17 protein-coding genes, 1 tRNA gene and 1 pseudogene are annotated in these 20,144 nt (G+C 72.1%); 12 read left to right on the top strand and 7 right to left on the bottom strand.

Annotation, left to right across the window (positions count from 1 at the left end):
* Positions 1 to 129: 129 nt before the first annotated feature.
* From KCH_RS18185 to KCH_RS37420, 6 genes are read left to right on the top strand one after another with little or no spacing between them, the layout of a single operon-like run.
* Positions 130 to 1,134 (top strand): LuxR C-terminal-related transcriptional regulator, encoded by a 1,005-nt coding sequence (locus tag KCH_RS18185; RefSeq protein ID WP_035864286.1) that lies wholly within the window; start codon positions 130 to 132, stop codon positions 1,132 to 1,134.
* Positions 1,127 to 2,095: a helix-turn-helix domain-containing protein gene (locus KCH_RS46080; RefSeq protein ID WP_157032097.1), complete on the top strand. Its 969-nt coding sequence runs from the start codon at positions 1,127 to 1,129 to the stop codon at positions 2,093 to 2,095. Before KCH_RS18185 ends, KCH_RS46080 begins: the two co-directional genes overlap by 8 nt.
* On the top strand, positions 2,088 to 3,038 hold the full coding sequence (locus tag KCH_RS37425; protein ID WP_051653187.1) for a LuxR C-terminal-related transcriptional regulator: 951 nt from the start codon (positions 2,088 to 2,090) through the stop codon (positions 3,036 to 3,038). The genes KCH_RS46080 and KCH_RS37425 overlap by 8 nt, the downstream gene beginning before the upstream one ends.
* The gene (locus tag KCH_RS18170; RefSeq protein WP_035864282.1) at positions 3,035 to 3,988 is read left to right on the top strand and encodes a helix-turn-helix domain-containing protein; all 954 of its coding nucleotides are present in this window, start codon (positions 3,035 to 3,037) and stop codon (positions 3,986 to 3,988) included. Before KCH_RS37425 ends, KCH_RS18170 begins: the two co-directional genes overlap by 4 nt.
* Positions 3,985 to 4,938, top strand: coding sequence for a LuxR C-terminal-related transcriptional regulator (locus KCH_RS18165; RefSeq protein ID WP_035864280.1), 954 nt, complete (start codon positions 3,985 to 3,987; stop codon positions 4,936 to 4,938). Before KCH_RS18170 ends, KCH_RS18165 begins: the two co-directional genes overlap by 4 nt.
* A 56-nt stretch (positions 4,939 to 4,994) precedes the next feature.
* Positions 4,995 to 5,987, top strand: coding sequence for a LuxR C-terminal-related transcriptional regulator (locus KCH_RS37420; RefSeq protein WP_051653186.1), 993 nt, complete (start codon positions 4,995 to 4,997; stop codon positions 5,985 to 5,987).
* A gap of 7 nt (positions 5,988 to 5,994) precedes the next feature.
* Here the strand turns inward: KCH_RS37420 and KCH_RS37415 are convergent, their stop codons facing one another.
* Entirely contained in the window at positions 5,995 to 6,615 is a 621-nt protein-coding gene (locus KCH_RS37415; protein ID WP_157032096.1) for a TIR domain-containing protein, read from the bottom strand.
* A gap of 401 nt (positions 6,616 to 7,016) precedes the next feature.
* Between KCH_RS37415 and KCH_RS18150 the strand changes: the two genes are divergently transcribed.
* Positions 7,017 to 7,211 (top strand): hypothetical protein, encoded by a 195-nt coding sequence (locus tag KCH_RS18150; protein ID WP_035864279.1) that lies wholly within the window; start codon positions 7,017 to 7,019, stop codon positions 7,209 to 7,211.
* Between the two features lie 16 nt (positions 7,212 to 7,227).
* On the opposite strand, the gene KCH_RS37410 is transcribed toward KCH_RS18150, so the two are convergent.
* The 5 genes from KCH_RS37410 to dnaK form a co-directional block, all read right to left on the bottom strand.
* On the bottom strand, positions 7,228 to 8,262 hold the full coding sequence (locus KCH_RS37410; protein WP_157032095.1) for a helix-turn-helix domain-containing protein: 1,035 nt from the start codon (positions 8,260 to 8,262) through the stop codon (positions 7,228 to 7,230).
* A 187-nt stretch (positions 8,263 to 8,449) separates the two neighbouring features.
* Positions 8,450 to 8,971 (bottom strand): heat shock protein transcriptional repressor HspR, encoded by a 522-nt coding sequence (locus KCH_RS18140; RefSeq protein ID WP_244305361.1) that lies wholly within the window; start codon positions 8,969 to 8,971, stop codon positions 8,450 to 8,452.
* A 7-nt stretch (positions 8,972 to 8,978) separates the two neighbouring features.
* Positions 8,979 to 10,127, bottom strand: a complete 1,149-nt coding sequence (dnaJ, locus tag KCH_RS18135; RefSeq protein WP_035864276.1) for a molecular chaperone DnaJ — start codon at positions 10,125 to 10,127, stop codon at positions 8,979 to 8,981.
* A 136-nt stretch (positions 10,128 to 10,263) separates the two neighbouring features.
* A complete protein-coding gene (gene grpE, locus KCH_RS18130; RefSeq protein ID WP_035864274.1) occupies positions 10,264 to 10,854 on the bottom strand; it encodes a nucleotide exchange factor GrpE in 591 nt (196 codons plus the stop codon).
* The gene (gene dnaK, locus KCH_RS18125; RefSeq protein ID WP_035864272.1) at positions 10,851 to 12,698 is read right to left on the bottom strand and encodes a molecular chaperone DnaK; all 1,848 of its coding nucleotides are present in this window, start codon (positions 12,696 to 12,698) and stop codon (positions 10,851 to 10,853) included. Before dnaK ends, grpE begins: the two co-directional genes overlap by 4 nt.
* Positions 12,699 to 13,004: 306 nt before the next feature.
* Here dnaK and KCH_RS18120 point away from each other — a divergent pair, with 306 nt between their 5' ends.
* The 4 genes and pseudogenes from KCH_RS18120 to KCH_RS18105 all read left to right on the top strand — a co-directional run bounded on the left by KCH_RS18120 (position 13,005) and on the right by KCH_RS18105 (position 18,682).
* On the top strand, positions 13,005 to 15,218 hold the full coding sequence (locus tag KCH_RS18120) for a (Fe-S)-binding protein (protein ID WP_035864270.1): 2,214 nt from the start codon (positions 13,005 to 13,007) through the stop codon (positions 15,216 to 15,218).
* Positions 15,219 to 15,465: 247 nt separating this feature from the next.
* Positions 15,466 to 16,539: pseudogene (manB, locus tag KCH_RS18115) on the top strand (mannose-1-phosphate guanylyltransferase); the annotation flags it as partial.
* Between the two features lie 173 nt (positions 16,540 to 16,712).
* Positions 16,713 to 17,669: a Yip1 family protein gene (locus tag KCH_RS37405; protein WP_051653183.1), complete on the top strand. Its 957-nt coding sequence runs from the start codon at positions 16,713 to 16,715 to the stop codon at positions 17,667 to 17,669.
* 119 nt (positions 17,670 to 17,788) lie between these two features.
* Positions 17,789 to 18,682: an alanyl-tRNA editing protein gene (locus KCH_RS18105; protein WP_035864269.1), complete on the top strand. Its 894-nt coding sequence runs from the start codon at positions 17,789 to 17,791 to the stop codon at positions 18,680 to 18,682.
* Positions 18,683 to 18,811: 129 nt separating this feature from the next.
* Here KCH_RS18105 and dcd read toward each other — a convergent pair whose 3' ends face one another.
* Positions 18,812 to 19,387: a dCTP deaminase gene (gene dcd / locus KCH_RS18100; RefSeq protein WP_035864267.1), complete on the bottom strand. Its 576-nt coding sequence runs from the start codon at positions 19,385 to 19,387 to the stop codon at positions 18,812 to 18,814.
* 450 nt (positions 19,388 to 19,837) lie between these two features.
* On the opposite strand from dcd, the gene KCH_RS18090 reads away from it, so the two are divergent.
* Positions 19,838 to 19,911, top strand: a tRNA-Gly gene (locus KCH_RS18090).
* Positions 19,912 to 20,144 lie beyond the last annotated feature (233 nt).

Here is a 20,144-nt window from a genome sequence, read left to right as displayed (position 1 = left end):
TCCGGGAGCCGGACGCTTCGGCGTCCGCCCCGGGGGACACGCCCGTCCGCGGGGGCTCCCGCCGTCGAGCCGGACGGCCCTGCTGAGATCATCGTCCGCAACGGAGGAACACGGCAGGGAGAGCTCGACGTGGCTGCGGACCACCCGAAGTCCGACCCGGACGACACGCTGCCGGAGGACGACGCCGCCAGGCTGTACCTGGCCATCCTGACCGCCGGCGGCCGGATCCCGCTGGAGAACCCGGCGCTGCCCGGCACCGACCTCGCACCGGAGCGCCAACAGGCCCTGCTGGAACAGCTGGTGGCCGTCGGACTGGTGCTGCCCAACCGGATCGACGGCTGCTACGTCGCGGTCAGCCCGCGCGCGGTCGCCGAGCGCCTCGGCGCCGACATGCGCGCCCAGGCCACCCGCCTGCTGCTGGACGCCGACCGGCTGCCCGCCGCCCTCGACCCGCTGGCCCGCGCCTACGACGCCGTCCCCCGGCCCGCCGACCGGGCCCGGCAGGCGGTCTACGTGGACGGTCAGGAGAGCATCCGGCTCCGGATCGCCCAGCTGGTCTCCGACTGCCGGCTCGAACTGCTCAGCGCCCAGCCCGGTCTCCGCCCGCCCGGGGTGCTCGAACTCGCGCACACCCAGGACCAGTTGATGCTCCGTCGGGGCGGCACCATGCGCACCCTCTACCAGCCGGTCGCGCTCACCGAGGACAGCGCCGTCCGGCACGCCACCGCGATGGCCGAACAGGGCGCCCAACTCCGCGTCCTGGACGAGCCGTTCCTGCGCATGATCGTCATCGACCGGCGGATCGCGGTGATCCCCGCCGCCGACGACCACAGCCGCGCCGCGTTCGTCGAGGACCCCGCGGCCATCGCCTACCTGGTGGCCGGCTTCGAACGCGACTGGGCGCGCGCCGACCAGGTCCACTGGCACAGCCTGGACGGCCGCACCCTCACCCGCACCGTCACCCACCGGGTCGGCCGGATGCTCGCCCAGGGCCTCACCCAGCGCGCCGTCGCCACCCGGCTCGGCCTGTCCGAGCGCACCGTCGCCGGCCACATCTCCCGGCTGCGCGAACTGCACAACGCCCAGACCCTGTTCCAGCTCGGCTGGCTGATGAGAGGCGGCGGACGTGGCTGACCCCGCCCCCGTGCCCGCGCCGGTCGACGACCCGGCGCAGCGCCTCTACCTGGACGTCCTGGAGGCCGGCGGCCGGATCGCCGCCGACCTGGTCGCCGACCGGCAGGCCGCCCTCGCCGAACTGCTCCGCACCGGCCTGCTGGTCTCCGACGGCCTCGACGGCGCCTACCTGGCCGTCGACCCGCGCTTCGTGGCCGAGACCCTCGGCGCCGAGATGAACACCGAGGCCGCCCGCCTGCTCAACCGCGCCGAGCGGCTGCCCGCCCACCTCGAACCGCTGATCACCGCGTACGAGAGCGTCCCCCGGCCGATCGAGCCGGTCAGCTGCGACGTCCAGATGGTCGGCCTCGAACACATCCGCCAGCGGATCGCCCAACTCGGCGCCGACTGCCGCGAGGAGGCGCTCACCGCGCACCCCGGGTCGCTCGCCCCCGCAGCCCTGGAGACCTCGCTCCACCAGGAACTGCCGGTGCTGCGGCGCGGCTGCCGGATCCGCACCCTGTACCGGCCCGGCGTGCTCGCCGAGCCCGCCGCGATCCGCTACTCCGCGGCGCTCACCGCGGCCGGCGGCGAGGTCCGGCTGCTCGACGAGCCGTTCCAGCGCGCCCTGGTCTTCGACCGCACCACCGCCGTGGTCCCGGCCGCCGAGGACCACGCCCGGGCCGCGCTGATCCTCGACCCCGCCACCGTCGCGATGATCGTGGCCGGCTTCGAACGCGACTGGGCGCGCGCCGAACGCGTCCGCTGGGACCTGCTGATCGACACCGCCCCCACCCGCGCCGCCGCCGACCAGATCGGCCGCCTGCTCGCCCAGGGCCTCACCCAGCGCGCCGTCGCCGCCCGCCTCGGCCTGTCCGAGCGCACCGTCGCCGCCCACATCTCCCGGCTGCGCGACCAGCACGGCGCCGAGACGCTGTTCCAGCTCGGCTGGCTGATGCGCGGAGGCGAGGGCGGTGACTGAACCGGACGTCGCCCCGCCGACCGAGACCGAGAAGGCCCTCTTCCACGCCGTCCTGCGGGCCGGCCGGGTCTCGCTCCGCGAGGTGATGGAACAGGACGCCGCCGCGGCCGCCCGGCTGCTCGAACTCGGCCTGCTGGTGCACTACCAGGTGGACGGCTGGGTGGCGGCCGTCAACCCGCGCACCGTCGGCGCCCGGCTCGGCGCCACCCTGCGCGAGCACGCCACCGGCCTGCTCGCCCGGGCCGACCGGGTGGCCGGCGACCTCGGCGAGCTGGCCGAGTCCTACGACTCCGCACAGCGCCGCGCCCGCCCCGGCCCCGGGATCACCCACGTGGCCAGCCTCGAACAGATCCAGCACCGCCTGCTGGTGATCGAGGACGAGTACCGGGAGGAGGGCCTGGCCGCCCAACCCGGGCCGCGCCCACCGGAGTTCCTCGACGACGACTCCCGGATGCGCAAGGCGCTGGCCCGCGGCGTCACCGCCGACGTCCTCTACCAGCCGGTCTCCCGGGACACCGCGCACACCGCCTGCTACGCCGCCGCGGCCACCGATTGGGGCGTGCGGGTGCGGGTCCTGGACGAGCCGTTCACCCGGATGCTGATCTTCGACCGCAGGGTCGCGGTCATCCCGGCGGCCGCCGACAACGCCGTCGCCGCCTTCGTCGAGGACCCCGTCGTCGTCGACCACCTGGTCGCCGTCTTCCAGCGCGACTTCGCCCGCGCCGCCCGCGTCCCGTGGCACGACCTGACGGGCCGCCAACTGCCCGAGACGGCACGCCGGATCGGCGAACTGCTCGCCACCGGCCTGACCCAGCGCGCCGTCGCCACCCGGCTGGGCCTGTCGGAGCGCACCGTCGCCGCCCACATCGCCCGGCTGCGCGAGCGCTACGGCGCCGAGACGCTGTTCCAGCTCGGCTGGCTGATGCGGGACGGTGCGCGGTGACCGCTCCGGTGCCCGGCCCGCCGTCGCACGCCGAGAAGGCGATGTACCTGGCCGTGCTGCGGGCCGGCGGCCAGGTCCTGGTGCGGGAGGCGATGGAGCAGGACCCGGCGGCCACCGCGCGGCTGCTCGCCCTCGGGCTGCTCGTCCACCACGACGAGAGCGAACGGCTCACCGCGGTGAACCCGCGCTCGGTCGGCGCCCGGCTCGGCCGGGAACTCCGCACGGCCGGCACCCGGCTGTTCGACCAGGCCGAGCAACTCCCTGCCGAACTGGGCGCGTTGACCGACGCCTACGACCGCGCCGCCCGGCCGGACGACAACTCCCGGGCGATCACCCACGTGCTGGACGTGGACCGGATCCGGCACCGGCTGCTCCAGATCGAGGCCGACTTCCGCGAGGAGGTCCTGGCCGCCCAGCCCGGCCGGCGCCCCAGCGTCTACCTGGAGAAGAGCGCCCGCACCGAGCAGGCCCTGGCGGCCGGCGCCCGGATGGACATCCTCTACCAGCCGGTCGGCAGCACCGACCCCGCGGTGATCGACTACGCGGTGCGCGCCACCGGCTGGGGCATGCGGCTGCGCTCGCTGGACGAGGACTTCACCCGAATGCTGATCTTCGACCGCAAGGTGGCCGTCATCTCGGCGTCCGCCGACAACCGCACCGCCGCGTTCATCGAGGACCCCGCGGTGGTCGGCCACCTGGTGGCCCTGTTCCTGCGCGACTGGGAGCGGGCCGAACGCGTCCGCTGGCACGACCTCGCCGGCGGCGCCGTCCCCGAGGCGGCCGACCGGATCGCCCGGCTGCTCGCCCAGGGCCTCACCCAGCGCGCCGTCGCCTCCCGCCTCGGCGTCTCCGAGCGCACCGTCGCCGAACACATCGCCCGGCTGCGCGAGCGCTACGACGCCGGGACGCTGTTCCAGCTCGGCTGGCTGATGCGGGACGGTGCGCGGTGACGGACCGGCTGCCGAGCGAGGCCGAGCGGGCGCTGTACCGCCAAGTGCTGGAGCAGGGCGGCCGGGTGATGTTCCGTGAGGCGATGCAGCAGGACCCCGAGGCCACCCTGCGGCTGATCGAGATCGGCCTGCTGATCCACCACGCCGTCGACGAGTCGCTCAGCGCCGTCAACCCCCGCGCGGTGGCCGACCGGCTGAGCGCCGACCTGCGCGAGGCGGCGATCCGCAAGCTGGCGAACTCCCAGCGGACCTCGGCCCAGCTGGAGGACCTGGTGCACGCCTACGACCTGGCGCCGCGCCGCCCCGACCGGGCGCACGCGGTGGAGCGGGTGAACGACCGTCAGCAGATCCGGCACCGCATCATGCAGATCGAGTCCGAGATGCACGAGGAGACCCTCGCCGCGCAGCCCGGCGGCGCCCGCCCGATCGGCCAGATGCGGCAGGCGCTGCAGCGCTCGCTCGACTTCCTCGACCGCGGCATCGCCCTGCGCACCCTCTACCAGCCGGGCGCCCTCGCCGACCCGCCCACCGTCGACTACGCCGCGACGGTCTCGGCCGGCGGCGAGCGGATCCGGGTCCTGGACGAGCCGTTCCGGCGGATGCTGGTCTTCGACCGGCGGATCGCGATCATCTCCGCCTCGCCGGACGACAACCACGCGGCCTTCGTCGAGGACCCGGCCGTGCTGGCCGCCCTGATCGACCTGTTCGAACGCGACTGGGCGCGCGCCGCCCGGATCGACTGGCACGCGCTGGCCGGCCGCCCGCGCGACACCGGCGTCCCGAAGGAGGTCGGCGCGCTGCTCGCGCAGGGCCTCACCCAGCGCGCCATCGCCTCCCGGCTGGGCCTGTCGGAGCGGACCGTGGCCGCCCACATCGCCCGCCTGCGGGAGCTCTACGATGCGGAGACCCTGTTCCAGCTCGGCTGGCAGCTGCGCGGAGCACCGGATTGACGATCGGAACCGACCGCCGGGGCCCGCCCGGGGCCGGCCCGGAAGGAGTGGGAGCTGTGAGCGAGTCGAACGGAGCCGCCCTGCCGAGCGCCTCGGAACGCCGGCTGTACCAGCGGATCCTGGACCAGGGCGGCCGGGTGGCGTTCCGCGAGGCGGTCGAACAGGACCCGGCGGGGGTGCTGCGGCTGCTGGAGCTCGGGCTGCTGGTGCACGACGGCGCCGACCAGTCGCTGACGGCGGTCAACCCGCGCACGGTCGGCGACCGGATCAGCGCCGAACTCCGCGCCGAGGGCACCCGGATGCTGCTGCGCGCCGAGGAGATGCCGGCGCTGCTGGAGGAGCTCACCCACGCCTACGACGCCACCCCGCGCCGCGCCGACCGCTCCAGCGTGGTGCAGCACGTCGAGCGGACCGACCGGATCCGGGAGCGGGTGCGGCAGTTGGAGAGCACGGCGACCGAGGAGATCCTCGCCATGCGGCCGGGCCGGATCTGCCGGGGCGACTTCCAGGCCGACTCGCTGGAGCGCACCCGCGACTTCCTGGCGGCCGGGGCCTCGCTGCACACCGTCTACGAGCCGGCCGCGCTGCTGGACGAGCCGACGGTGCGGTGGGCGGAGTCGGTCACCGCGTGGGGAGGCCGGTTCCGCACGCTGAGCGAGCCGTTCGGCCGGATGCTGGTCTTCGACCGGCGGGTCGCCGTCGTCCCGGCGTCGGCGGACAACTCCAGTGCCGCGGTGGTGGAGGACCCGGCCGTGGTGGGGTTCCTGGTCGCCGCGTTCGAGCGGGACTGGGAGCGGGCCGAGCGGGTCCAGTGGCGCACGGCCGACGACGGCGGCGAGAGCGTCGTCCCGGTCCACGAGCAGGTCGGCCGCCTGCTCGCCCAGGGGCTGACGCAGCGTTCGATCGCCACCCGCCTCGGCCTGTCCGAACGGACCGTGGCGGGCCACATCTCCCGGCTGCGCGAACTGCACGACGCGGAGACCCTGTTCCAGCTGGGCTGGCAGATGCGGGGGGCCGAGCACCCGCCCGGGGCCGGCGCGTCGGACTGACCGGGCGTCAGCCGGTGGCGATCTCCGGGGACCAGAAGCCGTACGGGCCGGTGTGCTCGCGGCGCGGGCGCGGGAACTGCTCGCCGGGCGCGGTCCAGAAGCCGCTGCGCAGCGACAGCGCCATGCCGGCCCAGTCCAGCGCGGTCTCCACGGTGTGGTGCAGGGCCTCCTGCGACCAGGTGTCGTCGAACACCAGCGGCAGCACGGGGGAGACCTGCTCGATGGTGGCGATCAGCGGGTTGTGGGTGATCGCCTCGTCGACGAGCAGCACGATCGGCTTGCGCAGCGCCGACGCCCAGCCGAGCTCCAGGCTCACGCCGGCCGACAGCGGGGCGCCGATGTAGGCGAAGACCAGGTCGGCGCTCTGCATCGCCCGGAAGTCCGAGGGGACCCGCGGCTCGGGGGCCCGCCCGGCCACCGTCCACGCGTCGCTGTGGTGGGCGCTGTACACCGCGGCGCCGCTGCGCAGCAGGGTGCTCCGCAGGGTGGTCAGCCTGGTCCGGCTGGCCAGCGTCACCACGCTGTCGGCCGGCCCGGTCAGCCGCATCAGGGGCGCGGCCAGGAACACCCGTGCCCGTCGGCCTTCACTGCTGCTGACCGTCTGGTGACGCAGATCTGGCTCACTCATTTCGACTCCGGGGGAAAGGCCTGGTCCGGGTGTGGTCCGGTCAGGCATTCGTTGTTTGGGAATGCTGCTGAGCATCCGCTATCGTCTCGACAAAATTGGCGCGCCCATGCCATCTGCGGTTCCCCCGTGCACGGGACTTGCCGTTGCCGATCGATGGTGGACTGATCGTCTCGGTAGGGGGGCCCGGCCGTCCACTGGTGCCCAGTGTCATCTCCCTGCCTGGCAGCGAGATGACACTGGGCAACACTTGGGCAAGGACCCGGCGGTCTGCGAGAGTTGTCGACGGTGAATTGGTAGGAGTCAAGGTGTGCTTGACTGACCGTCGTACTCTGGACGCTGATATGACTGGTCGCCGGAGCAGGCCCGACTCGTCGGACCGGCTTGGGGGAAGGAGAGTCCCAATGCGCAGGACGCGCCACTTCGTGGCATCGGCCGCACTAGTGCTGACAGCGGTGGTGTTCGGGGCTGCCCCGGCCCACGCGGTCGACATCATCTGGACCGGTTCGAAGCCGGACCCGGTCTCGGCGGAGGCCGCCTCGGCGCCACTGCCGCTGCCGAAGGTCCAGTCCCTCACTTCCGACATCATTTGGACGTGATGATCGCCGGACGTCGCTAGTCGAGGGCTCCCTCGGCATCCATCGCATCCATCATCGGCTTGCTGCGGTGGCCCTCGGCCAGCTTCCAGCCCAGCTGAAACAGCGTCTCCGCGTCGTATTCCTCGCGCAGTTCGGCGATGTGCCGTGCCAGCGTCCGTTCGCTGAGGCCCAGGTTTCGGGCTATCACGCGGTGACCCACGCCCTGCAGCAGCATTCTGATGATGTTCTGTCGGAGCAGGGAGACGACCTCCACCGGCACGTCGTTTCCGTCGAGGAACGGAATCGCGCGCTCCCAGCAGAGCTCGAATGTGTTGACCAGATAGGCGATCACCGGTTCGTCCCGCACGACCGCCGCCCGTTCGTTGTCGTCGGCGAACGGAATGATGGCGATTCTGCGGTCGATGACGATCAGTCTGGTGAACGGCTCACCGAGCGTGCGCACTTCACCGCCCGCCCTGGTCACCGCCGCGACGTATTCGCGGACCGGCGCCGAATAGCGGGTGCTCGGCTGGTAGATCGTCCGCCGGGCGACGCCCCGGCGGAGCATTCCGGTGTCCAGCGCGATCGCCGTGGCCGGCGGGAACGAGCGCGCACCGCCGCCGGGCTGCGCGCTGAGCACCTCGTGGTTGGCCGACTGGCCGAATTCGGCCAACCGCCGGTTGATCTCGGCCTTTCCGGAGATGTGTTCGACGATGCCGCCCGTCTTGTCGGCGGCCAGCCCGCCGCCGTACGCCTGGCTCAGCTCCTGGAGGTCCGCGGGGAGGCTCGCGGCCCTGGTCAGGAGCTCCAGGGCGCTGCGCTGCCAGGAGGCGCTCAGCCCGGCGGCCAGTTGCTGCGGGTCGACCGCCATCAGCACCTTGGGGTCGTTGACGTCCGGGACCAGCAGGCCGATGTCCAGCAGTTCCTGGAGCGGCGCGGGGCGCTGGTCCTCCGGTCGGGCGGGGCACGAGCGGCCGGCGGTCCCGAGGATCGATTTGTAGAGTTCGCGGGCCTCGGCAGACACGACACCGAGGCCCGCGGTGGTGAGACCTGGCACTTCAGCCCTGTCCATCTGTTGCCCCTGCCCCTAGCTCGAACGGCGCCACGATCCTCTTGTGGGGGTGATCCTAGGCGGCGATCACCCGAGACGGTCCGCCGTGCCACCGGGGGAACCACCGACGGATCGCCAGACGCACTCTCTCATCATGGCAAAGCCGCCGATACCCCCCGGTGGGCAGGGATGTCGGCGGCTCTCGGCCTCAGCGCTTCGGGCGCCACACCACCAGCGCACTGGACTGCTGGACCTGCTGGTACGGCACCAGGTCCCGGCGGTAGGAGGCGTGCACGGCGGCCTCGCGCTGCTGGAGGGTGGCGGCGGCGCCCTCCAGGGCGTCCACCAGCTCGGACACCCGGGACTGCAGGGCGGCGACCTGGTTCTCCAGTTCGATGATCCGCTTGATGCCGGCCAGGTTGATGCCCTCGTCCTGGGAGAGCCGCTGGACCTCCCGCAGCTGCTGGATGTCCCGGGCGGAGTAGCGGCGGCCGCGGCCGGCGGTGCGGTCGGGGCTTACCAGGCCGAGCCGGTCGTACTGGCGGAGGGTCTGCGGGTGCAGCCCGGACAGTTCGGCGGCGACCGAGATCACGTAGACCGGGGTGTCCTCGGTCAGCACGTACGTCGGCGGGCCGGCGGGGCGGCCGCGGCCGGAGCCGGGCAGGCCCTCGCCGATGCCGGCGCCGATCCGGCCCTCGGTGCCGTGCGGGCTGTCGGGGTGTGGACTCATCGGGATCTCACGCTCCCTCCGCCGCCTTGAAGAGGGCGGCTCGCGGGTCGTCCGAGGCGGTGGCCTCGCGGTACTGCTCCAGTGCGCTCAGTGCGTCGCCGCTGACGACTTTCGGCACGGCGACCTCGACGGTGACCAGCAGGTCGCCGCGGGTGCCGTCCTTGCGGGTGGCGCCCTTGCCGCGGGCCCGCATGGTCAGGCCGTTGGCGCTGCCCGGGGGCAGCTTGAGCTTCACGGCCGGGCCGTTCAGGGTCGGCACCTCGATGGTGCCGCCGAGCGCGGCCTCGGGGAAGCTGACCGGCACCGTCACGGTGAGGTTGTCGCCCTTGCGCCCGAACACCGGGTGCGGGTCGACGTGCACGGTGACGTACAGGTCGCCGGGCTGGCCGCCGCGCTCGCCCTGGGCGCCCTTGCCCTTGAGCCGGATCCGCTGGCTGTCCTGCACACCGGCGGGGATGCGGACCTGCATGGTGCGGGCCGAGGCGGCCCGGCCGCTGCCGTGGCAGACGGTGCACGGGTCGTCGACGATCATGCCGCGGCCCTTGCAGTCCCGGCACGGCTCGGAGAGCGCGAACGCGCCCTGGCCGCGGCTGACGGTGCCGGCGCCGACGCAGGTCGGGCAGACCCGGGGGGTGGTGCCGGCCTTGGCGCCGGTGCCGGCGCAGGCGCGGCAGGCGGCCTGGGAGGTCATCCGCAGCGGCACGGTCGCGCCGTCCACGGCCTCCTCGAAGTTCAGGGTGACCTCGGTCTCGACGTCCGCGCCGCGGCGCGGCTGCGCGGTCTGCCGGCCGCCGCGGTTGAACAGGCCGCCGAACACGTCGCCGAGCCCGCCGCCGCCGGTCGCGCCGCCGCCGCTGAACAGGTCGCCGAAGTCGAATCCGCCGGCGCCGCCCGCGCCGCCGGGCCGGAAGCCGCCGCCCGCGAACAGCGAGCGGGCCTCGTCGTACTCCTTGCGGCGCTTCTCGTCGGAGAGGACGTCGTACGCCTCGGAGATGTCCTTGAACCGCTCCTCGGCCTTGGTGTCGCCCTTGTTGGCGTCCGGGTGGAACTCGCGTGCCAGCTTCCGGTACGTCTTCTTGATCTCGGCGGCGGTGGCGTCCTTGGGCACGCCGAGGACCTTGTAGTAGTCCTTCTCCACGTAGTCCTTAGCGCTCATGGCCTTTGACCGCCACCTCCCGTAATCCTGAAGTCTGTTGGTGATGAGGGCTGTTGTGAAGAGCCCGGGATACGGCGCTGCGGAGCCGGCCGTCGTACTGGACGACGTACGACTCCGCAGCGCACGGGAACTCCACTCAGCTGTCGGACGAGCCGTCAGCCTTGTCGCCGTCCGGTTCGCCGGTGGTCTGGGTGCCCGGCTGGGGCTCCGCGACCGCGACCATCGCCGGGCGGATGATCCGCTCGCCGATCCGGTACCCGGGCTGGAGGATCTGCACGCAGGTGTCCTCCGTGACGTCCGACGAGTAGCTGTGCATCAGCGCCTCGTGGATGGTCGGGTCGAAGGGCTCGCCCTCCTTGCCGAACTGCTGCAGCCCGAGCTTGGCGACGACCGTCTCCAGCGACTCGGCGACGGACTTGAAGCCGCCCGTCACCTCGCCGTGCTCGCGGGCGCGGCCGATGTCGTCCAGCACCGGGATCAGCGACTCCACGATGTTGGAGACCGCGATCTCGCGGACGGTGGCCCGGTCGCGCTCGACCCGCTTGCGGTAGTTCTGGTACTCCGCCTGGAGGCGCTGCAGGTCGGCGGTGCGCTCGCCGGCCTCGCGCTTGGCGGCGGCCAGCTCGTCGGCACCCGCGCCCGAGACAGCCTCTTCGGCGGCCTTCAGCACGGCTTCCTCGGCGGCGGAGTCGTCGCCGGGCTGCTCGCCCTGCGGCTTCTCCGTCATGCCGCACCGCCCTTGGGCTTCTCGTCGTCGACGATCTCGGCGTCGACCACGTCGTCGTCCTTGGCGCCGGCCTCGCCGGCACCGGCCGCACCGGTGGCCGCGCCCGCGCCGTCGGCCTGCGCGTACAGCGCCGCGCCGAGCTTCTGGGCGGTGGTGGAGACCTTCTCGGTGGCGGTGCGGATGGCCGCGATGTCCTCGCCCTTGAGGGCTTCCTTGAGCTCGCCGATGGCGGTCTCGACCTCGGTCTTGACGTCGGCCGGGAGCTTGTCGGCGTTGTCGGCGATGAACTTCTCGGTCGAGTAGACGAGCTGCTCGCCCTGGTTGCGGGTCTCCACGGCCTCGCGGCGCTTGGTGTCCTCCTCCGCGTAGCGCTCGGCCTCCTCGCGCATGCGGTTGACCTCGTCCTTCGGCAGCGAGGAGCCGCCGGTGACGGTCATCTTCTGCTCCTTGCCGGTGCCGAGGTCCTTCGCGGCCACGTGCATGATGCCGTTGGCGTCGATGTCGAAGGTGACCTCGATCTGCGGCAGGCCGCGGGGGGCCGGCGGCAGGCCGGTCAGCTCGAACATGCCGAGCTTCTTGTTGTACGCCGCGATCTCGCGCTCGCCCTGGTAGACCTGGATCTGCACGGAGGGCTGGTTGTCCTCGGCGGTGGTGAAGATCTCGGAGCGCTTGGTCGGGATCGTGGTGTTGCGCTCGATGAGCTTCGTCATGATGCCGCCCTTGGTCTCGATGCCCAGGGACAGCGGGGTGACGTCGAGCAGCAGGACGTCCTTGACCTCGCCCTTCAGCACACCGGCCTGCAGGGAGGCGCCGATGGCGACGACCTCGTCCGGGTTGACGCCCTTGTTGGCGTCCTTGCCGCCGGTCAGCTCCTTGACGAGCTCGGCGACGGCCGGCATGCGGGTCGAGCCGCCGACCAGGACCACGTGGTCGATCTCGGACAGCTGGATGCCGGCGTCCTTGATGACGTTGTGGAACGGGACCTTGCAGCGGTCCAGCAGGTCGGCGGTGAGCTGCTGGAACTGCGAGCGGGTGAGCTTCTCGTCCAGGTGCAGCGGGCCCTCGGCGGAGGCCGTGATGTAGGGCAGGTTGATCGAGGTCTCCGAGGAGGAGGACAGCTCGATCTTGGCCTTCTCGGCGGCCTCGCGGAGGCGCTGGACGGCCATCTTGTCCTTGGACAGGTCGACGCCGTGGCCGGCCTGGAAGACCTTCACCAGGTGGTCGACGACGCGCTGGTCCCAGTCGTCGCCGCCGAGGTGGTTGTCGCCGTTGGTGGCCTTGACCTCGACCACGCCGTCGCCGATCTCCAGCAGGGAGACGTCGAAGGTGCCGCCACCGAGGTCGAAGACCAGGATGGTCTGGTCGTCCTTGTCCAGGCCGTAGGCCAGGGCGGCGGCGGTCGGCTCGTTGACGATGCGCAGGACGTTCAGGCCCGCGATCTCGCCGGCCTCCTTGGTGGCCTGGCGCTCGGAGTCGTTGAAGTACGCCGGGACGGTGATGACGGCGTCGGTGACCGTCTCGCCCAGGTAGGCCTCGGCGTCCCGCTTGAGCTTCTGCAGGACGAAGGCGGAGATCTGCTGCGGCGTGAAGTCCTTGCCGTCGATGCCGATCTTCCAGTCGGTGCCCATGTGGCGCTTGACCGAACGGATGGTCCGGTCGACGTTGGTGACCGCCTGGCGCTTGGCGACCTCGCCGACGAGCACCTCGCCGTTCTTGGCGAAGGCGACGACGGACGGCGTGGTCCGAGCGCCCTCGGCGTTGGTGATGACCGTGGGCTCACCGCCCTCAAGAACACTGACGACGGAGTTCGTCGTACCGAGGTCGATGCCGACCGCGCGTGCCATCGTGAATACCTCCGGGGAGAAGTTGAGCAGTACAGGCTCAAGGATGCATGACCGACCGGGAAGCGTCAACACCTTTGAGTCTGCCTCGCTCAACTTTACTGAGCCCTTATGTCGCCCGGCCGTTCCGAGCGGGGTCAGGGGGTGCTCCGGGCGGGTGAGTCTGGGCTTAGTGACTGCCGCCATACCTTGAACATCTTCTGGCTGGGTGTTAACGCGCGGTAATGTCCGGCGCGTCGACCCTGAAAGTTACCGACCAGTACACTCTGGGGAAGACTTCGGACCAAAGCCGCTGGAGACGGAGAGCCGATGCAGCTAGCAGCGATCGTCATCTCGCTGGTCACCTTTGTGATCGGCACCGCGCTCGCCGCCCGGGCGGCGCTGTACATCTACAAGGTGGTGCGCACCGGCTCCGCCGACAGCACCCGATTCGGGCAGCCCGCGCAGCGCGTGGCCACCGTGGCCAAGGAGTTCCTCGGCCACACCCGGATGAACCGGTGGGGCGTGGTCGGCGTCGCGCACTGGTTCGTCGCGGTCGGCTTCTTCTCGCTGGTGCTCACCCTGGTCAACGCGTTCGGCCAGCTCTTCGACGCCGAGTTCGCGCTGCCGATCATCGGCCACTGGCTGGTGTGGAACGTCTTCGTCGAGCTGATCGGCACCCTGACCACGCTGGGCATCGCCGTCCTGATCGTGATCCGGCTGCTCAGCCTGCCCTCCCGGGCCGGCCGCAAGTCCCGGTTCGCCGGCTCGATCGCCTGGCAGGCGTTCTACGTCGAGTACACGATCCTCGGCATCGGCATCTGCATCATGATGCTGCGCGGCCTGGAGGGCGCCCTCGAAGGCGTCACCTCCTACGACCCGACGTACCTGATCTCGTACCCGATCGTCGCCGCGTTCGAGGGCACCGCCCACGGCACCCTGGTCAACCTGATCTACCTGTTCGCGATGCTGAAGATCTGCATCTCGTTCGCGTGGGCCATCACCATCGGCGTCAACCCGTCGATGGGTGTCGCCTGGCACCGCTTCCTGGGCTTCTTCAACATCTACTTCAAGCGCGAGGAGGACGGCGGCACCGCGCTGGGCGCCCTGCGCCCGATGACCAGCAACGGCGCCCCGATCGACTTCGAGGACCCGGCCGACGACGCGGTGTTCGGCGTCTCGCAGGTCGAGCACTTCTCCTGGAAGGGCATCCTCGACTTCTCCACCTGCACCGAGTGCGGCCGCTGCCAGTCGCAGTGCCCCGCGTGGAACACCGGCAAGCCGCTGTCGCCCAAGCTGCTGATCATGAGCCTGCGCGAGCACGCCTTCGCCAAGGCCCCGTACCTGCTCGCCGGCGGCGGCAAGGACATGGAGGGCGAGGAGAAGGCGACCTCCGAGCAGCTCAAGGACGTCCCCGCCGCGGCCCTCGCCGAGGCCGAGCGCCCGCTGATCGGCACCGCCGAAGAGGGCGGCGTCATCGACCCGGACGTGCTGTGGTCCTGCACCACCTGCGGCGCCTGCGTCGAGCAGTGCCCGGTGGACATCGAGCACATCGACCACATCGTCGACATGCGCCGCTACCAGGTGATGATCGAGAGCAACTTCCCGACCGAGGCCGGGACGATGCTCAAGAACCTGGAGAACAAGGGCAACCCGTGGGGCCTGGCCACCAAGGCGCGCCTGGACTGGGTCAAGGAGCTGAAGAAGGAGACCGGCATCGAGGTGCCGGTGATCGGCGAGGACATCGACCCCGCCGAGGTCGAGTACCTGTACTGGGTCGGCTGCGCCGGCGCCCTGGAGGACCGGGCGAAGAAGACCACCAAGGCCTTCGCCGAGCTGCTGCACACCGCGGGCGTCAAGTTCGCGATCCTCGGCAAGGAGGAGACCTGCACCGGTGACTCCCCGCGCCGCCTCGGCAACGAGTTCCTGTTCCAGATGCTCGGCGCGCAGAACGTCGAGACCCTGAACGCCGCGCTGGAGGACGCGCCGACCAAGCGGATCGTCGCCACCTGCCCGCACTGCTTCAACACCATCGCCAACGAGTACCCGCAGCTCGGCGGGCACTTCGAGGTCATCCACCACACCCAGCTGCTGCAGCACCTGATCGACGAGGGCAAGCTGCTGCCGGTCAACCCGGTGGAAGGCCTGATCACCTACCACGACCCGTGCTACCTCGGCCGCCACAACAAGGTCTACACCCCGCCGCGCGAGATCATCGGCAAGGTGCCCGGCCTGCGCAACGAGGAGATGCACCGCCACAAGGAGCGCGGCTTCTGCTGCGGCGCCGGCGGCGCGCGGATGTGGATGGAGGAGCGGATCGGCAAGCGGATCAACAACGAGCGCGTCGACGAGGCGCTGTCCCTCAACCCGGACATCGTCTCCACCGCGTGCCCGTTCTGCCTGGTGATGCTCTCCGACTCGGTCAACGGCCGGAAGAACGAGGGCGCCGCCAAGGAGCACCTGAAGGTCGTCGACGTCGCCCAGCTGCTGCTGGAGTCCGTCAAGGCCGTGCCCGCGGAGGACGCGGAGCCGGTCCAGGCCTGACGCCCACAGCTCCCCGGACCCCGGACGCCCGTTGCGGCTCCGGGGTCCGGGCGCTTCCGGCCGCACACCTGCCCGACCAGGGGCGGTGGGTTTGACACGCTGTTCGAGCAAATAGAGTATGCGGCGGGACCGGGTAAAGAACCGGTTCCGTCGTTGGCCACCTGATGCTGGCCCGACACAGTCACCGAGCGAGCGCACCGGACCCTGTCGAGCCGGGCCGCCGGAATCTGACCAGGGGAGATAGGACATGACCGAGGCGATCATGTTGGTCGGCGGCAAGGGCACCCGGCTGCGCCCGTTGACCACGCACACGCCGAAGCCCATGCTGCCCGTGGCCGGTGTTCCGTTCATCGCGCACCAGCTGGCCCGTGCCGCCGCGGCCGGCGTCACCCGGGTGGTCCTCGCCACCTCGTACCTGGCCGACGTGTTCGTCGACCACTTCAAGGACGGCAGCCCCTACGGCCTCGAACTGGTCTACCTCACCGAGGACGAGCCGCTGGGCACCGGCGGCGCCATCCGCAACGCCGCCGCCGGCCTGACCTGCGGCCCGGAGGAGCCGGTGCTGATCTTCAACGGCGACATCCTGTCCGGCCTGGACATCGCCGCGCTGCGCGACGAGCACACCGCCTCCGGCGCCGACGTCACCCTGCACCTCACCCGGGTGGCCGACCCGCGCGCCTTCGGTCTGGTCCCGACCGACGAGGACGGCCGGGTGCTGGCGTTCCTGGAGAAGCCCGAGACGCCCGAGCAGATCGTCACCGACCAGATCAACGCCGGCTGCTACGTCTTCACCCGTTCGGTGATCGACCGCATCCCGACCGGCCGCGAGGTCTCCGTCGAGCGCGAGACCTTCCCCGAGCTGCTCGCCACCGGCGCCCTGCTGCGCGGCGTCGTCGACACCTCGTACTGGCTGGACCTCGGCACCCCCGCCGCGTTCGTCCGCGGCTCCGCCGACCTGGTGCTCGGCAAGGTCGACTCCCCGGCCGTCCCCGGCCCGACCGGCGAGGCCCTGCTGCTGGCCGGCTCGCACGTCGACCAGGCCGCCGTGCTGGGCTCCGGCACCGTGGTCGCCGCGGACGCCGAGATCGCCGCCGGCGCCATCGTCGAGGGCAGCGTGGTGCTCCAGGGCGCCCGGATCAAGGCCGGCGCGTACGTGAAGGACTCCATCGTCGGCGCCTTCGCCGAGATCGGTGAGCGCTGCTCGCTGGACGGCGTGGTGATCGGCGACGGCGCCGTGCTGGAGGCCGAGAACGAGCTCTCCAACGGCCTGCGGATCGCCTGCGGCACCCGCCTGCCGGTCGGCGCGGTGCGCCTGTCCGCCGGCCCCGGCGGCTGCGAGGCCGGCCTGACCAACGCCGCCGCGGTGCACGCGCCCGGCACCCGCGTCATCGGCTGACCGACCCTCCGGGCGGCCGCGTCACAGGACGGCTGCAATCCGGTCCCGCCATCATGATCACCCGACGAGGGGTCAGCCCTTGCGGGTACCGTCGAGGCGTGGCTGGCAATCGACACGACGACGGACGGGGTGCCGACCCCCGGCACGGCTGGACGGCACCCCGACCGGGCACCCCCCAGGGCGACCCGTACCGCGGCACGCCCACCGGCGCCCCCGAGTACTTCACCGCCCCGACGCCCGGCTACCCGGCCCCGCCGGCGCACCCCGGCGACCGCTACGGCGACCAGCCCGGTCACACCAAGGCCTTCGCGGTCGGCGAGCAGCCGTACGGGGAGGAGCCGTACCCGGGCGCGCCCTACGAGGGCGGGGCCTACGGCGAGCCGTACGCGGGCGGCGACGGCTACTACCCGCCGCAGTACGAGCAGGACGGCCACCCCGGGCCCGGCTACCCGGCCGAGGACAACGTCGCCGTCTACCGGGCCGGCGGGCAGGCCGCGCCGCACCTCGGCGGGCCCCGGCTGCCCTGGCGGGAGCTGCTCACCGGGATCTACCGCAGCCCCAGCGCCACCTTCGACCGGATGCGCGACCACCAGGTCTGGCTGCCCGCGCTGTGCGTGTCGCTGCTGTACGGCGTGCTCGCGGTGTTCGCCCTCGACAGCACCTACGACCAGGTGGTGCACTCCACCTTCGCGGTCGCGCTGTGGGCGATCGCCGGGGCCGCGATCGGCTTCACGGTGGCCGGCGGCGTCCTGAGCGCCGTCACCCACGTGCTGGCCCGGCAGTTCGGCGGCGACGGCCCGTGGCGGTCGACGGTCGGTCTGGCCGTGCTGGTCAGCTGGACCACCGACGCCCCGCGGCTGCTGCTCGCGCTGTTCCTGCCCGCCGACAACCTGGTGGTGCAGGCCGTCGGCTGGGCGACCTGGGTGGGCTGCGCGGTGCTGCTGACCATCCTGGTGCGGCGCGTCCACGACCTGCCGTGGGGCAAGGCGGCCGGTGCGGCGGCGGTGCAGCTGCTCGCGCTGCTGGTGCTGATCAAGCTGCCCACGCTGGGCTGACGCGCAAGCGGCCCACGCCGGGCCGATGTGGCAGAGGCCGGGCTCCGGGCGTCCGCATGGTGGGATTTTTGTAGGGTGGGGTGTTCGGCCCACCCTCAGATCCCGTCCGGAGTCCGCGCATGAGCCTGCCCACCACCCACGTCAGCTTCCCGGCCGGGGCGGTGACCGGCGCTTCGCCGATCCTCGCCGTGCACGCCCTGCCGGACGGGCGCACCGCCGTGGTCACCGGGGCCACTCCGTTCCACCCCGTCGACCACACCTGGCCCGACCAGCCCGCCGACCTCGGCACCCTGACCGTGGACGGCGTCGCGCACCCCGTCGTCGACTGCCTCACCGGCGCGCAGGGCCCGGACGGCGAGTTCGCGGCCGGGGCGGACATCCCGGTCCGGCGCGGCGACGAGGACTGGGCCTGGCTGGTGCTGCACGTGCTGCCCGCCGGCGCGCTCGGGGCGGAGGCCGTCGGCCGCACCGCCGAGCTGGCCGTCGACGCCGACCGCCGCGGCCTGCTGTCCGCCGCGCACACCGGCTGCCACCTGCTGGCGCTCGCCCTGAACGCGGCGCTCGCCCCGCGCTGGCGCAAGGACCCGGGCCGCGCCGACGCCTTCGGCCACCCCGACTTCGACAGCCTCGCCATGGACACCTCGGTGATGGACACCGAGGCCAGCACCGACACCTACCGGATCGGCAAGTCGCTGAAGAAGAAGGGCTTCACGGTCGACGCCACCGAGGAGTACCCGGCCCTCGCCGAGGCGCTGCCCGCCCTCACCGAGGACGTCAACGCCCGCCTCGCCGCCTGGGTCGCCGCCGACGCGGCCGTCCGGATCGACGTCCCCGGCCCGGAGCTGACCGCCCGCCGCCGCTGGCACGCCGAACTGCCGGACGGCGCCGCGGAGATCCCCTGCGGCGGCACCCACCTCCACCGGCTGGGCGAACTCGCCGAGCTCCGCACCGAGTTGACGCTCTCCGAGGACGGCACCGTGCTGGTCGCCCGGACCAGCCCCAAGCGCGCCTGAGGCCCGAGCCCGGGCGGAGTTCGGGCGGTCAGGGGATGAAGACAGCCCGGGCATGAAGAAGGGCCGGCCCCGTCCTGCGGGGCCGGCCCTCGTGGTGTCCGTGCGCTCCGTGCGCCCTGCCGAGGCGGATCAGACCTGGGTGCGGTGGAAGTTCAGGAACGAGCGGGACGGCGTCGGGCCGCGCTGGCCCTGGTAGCGGGAGCCGTAGCGCTCGGAGCCGTACGGGTGCTCGGACGGCGAGGAGAGCCGGAACAGGCACAGCTGGCCGATCTTCATGCCCGGGTAGAGCTTGATCGGCAGCGTCGCCACGTTCGACAGCTCCAGCGTCACGTGGCCGCTGAAGCCGGGGTCGATGAAGCCGGCCGTCGAGTGCGTCAGCAGGCCGAGCCGGCCCAGGCTGGACTTGCCCTCCAGGCGCGAGGCCACGTCGTCCGGGAGCGTGATCACCTCGTAGGTGGAGGCCAGCACGAACTCGCCCGGGTGCAGGATGAACGCGTCGTCGCCCTCCGGCTCGACCAGCCGGGTCAGGTCCGGCTGCTCCTCGGAGGGGTCGATGTGCGGGTAGCGGTGGTTCTCGAAGACCCGGAAGAACCGGTCCAGTCGGACGTCGATGCTCGACGGCTGAACCATCGACGGATCGAACGGGTCGATGACGACCCGCCCCTTGTCGATCTCGGCGCGGATGTCGTTGTCAGAGAGCAGCACGCCCCCGAGGGTACGTGCCGAGGGGCGGGCGCCCAAAAGCGCCCGCCCCTCGGACCAGGCCGATCACCCGCGCGGGCGGGCGGCCGGGCCTGCTACCGCCGCGACTCGCGGGCCGGTCGGGAGGCCGAGAGCTCCGACAGCTCCGCCGGCACCGAACTCCGCAACCGCCCGCACCCGGGGCACCTCAACAACCGCCCCGGCCCCAGCCGCCCCGCCTGCAACTGCTGCATCGGAAACGCCGCCGTACTGAACACATGCCCCTCGGCACAACGAACCACGGTGCGCTGCTCCATCGGTCCCCTTCCCACAGTTCCGCCGACAGCGTCACATTAGGGGATCTACCGGACACCACCCGGAGAGGCTCGCCGCCCCCCGAAACCCTGCACCTCGCGCCCCACCCGATGGGGTACAGTGGTCCTTGATCGAGCCGTCCCTGACGGCCCGTCAGCTGCGGGCGTAGTTTAATGGTAGAACATGAGCTTCCCAAGCTTAGAGCGCGAGTTCGATTCTCGTCGCCCGCTCCAGCAGAAAGCCCCAGGTCACTGACCTGGGGCTTTTTCGTGCTTCCCGTCAGAGTGTGGAGAGCGGGAGCAGGGGGGCTCCGGTGGCGAGGTGGGTGGCGAGGAGTTCCTCGGCGGGGTGCGGGGCGAGGAGGGAGCGGGTTCGTCGAGGAGGGGGAGGAGGCGGAGCAGGAGGGCGCGGAGGGCGGCGTGCAGGCGGAGCGGGTCGGGGGCAGCAGGGTGAGGCAGGCGGCGGT

It is taken from the genome of Kitasatospora cheerisanensis KCTC 2395, assembly GCF_000696185.1.
Taxonomy (GTDB): Bacteria; Actinomycetota; Actinomycetes; order Streptomycetales; family Streptomycetaceae; genus Kitasatospora; species Kitasatospora cheerisanensis.
The sequence above is the reverse complement of the archived record's forward strand: the minus strand, read 5'-3'. Positions and strand labels throughout refer to the sequence as shown.

What these genes read in the sequence shown, in the direction of transcription:
- dnaJ (WP_035864276.1), bottom strand. Translation starts at nt 10,127, where the DNA reads ATGAGCGCTAAGGACTACGTGGAGAAGGACTACTACAAGGTCCTCGGC.
- KCH_RS18120 (WP_035864270.1), top strand. Translation starts at nt 13,005, where the DNA reads ATGCAGCTAGCAGCGATCGTCATCTCGCTGGTCACCTTTGTGATCGGC.
- KCH_RS18105 (WP_035864269.1), top strand. Translation starts at nt 17,789, where the DNA reads ATGAGCCTGCCCACCACCCACGTCAGCTTCCCGGCCGGGGCGGTGACC.
- grpE (WP_035864274.1), bottom strand. Translation starts at nt 10,854, where the DNA reads ATGACGGAGAAGCCGCAGGGCGAGCAGCCCGGCGACGACTCCGCCGCC.
- KCH_RS37410 (WP_157032095.1), bottom strand. Translation starts at nt 8,262, where the DNA reads ATGGACAGGGCTGAAGTGCCAGGTCTCACCACCGCGGGCCTCGGTGTC.
- dnaK (WP_035864272.1), bottom strand. Translation starts at nt 12,698, where the DNA reads ATGGCACGCGCGGTCGGCATCGACCTCGGTACGACGAACTCCGTCGTC.
- KCH_RS18140 (WP_244305361.1), bottom strand. Translation starts at nt 8,971, where the DNA reads ATGAGTCCACACCCCGACAGCCCGCACGGCACCGAGGGCCGGATCGGC.
- KCH_RS18150 (WP_035864279.1), top strand. Translation starts at nt 7,017, where the DNA reads ATGCGCAGGACGCGCCACTTCGTGGCATCGGCCGCACTAGTGCTGACA.
- KCH_RS37415 (WP_157032096.1), bottom strand. Translation starts at nt 6,615, where the DNA reads ATGAGTGAGCCAGATCTGCGTCACCAGACGGTCAGCAGCAGTGAAGGC.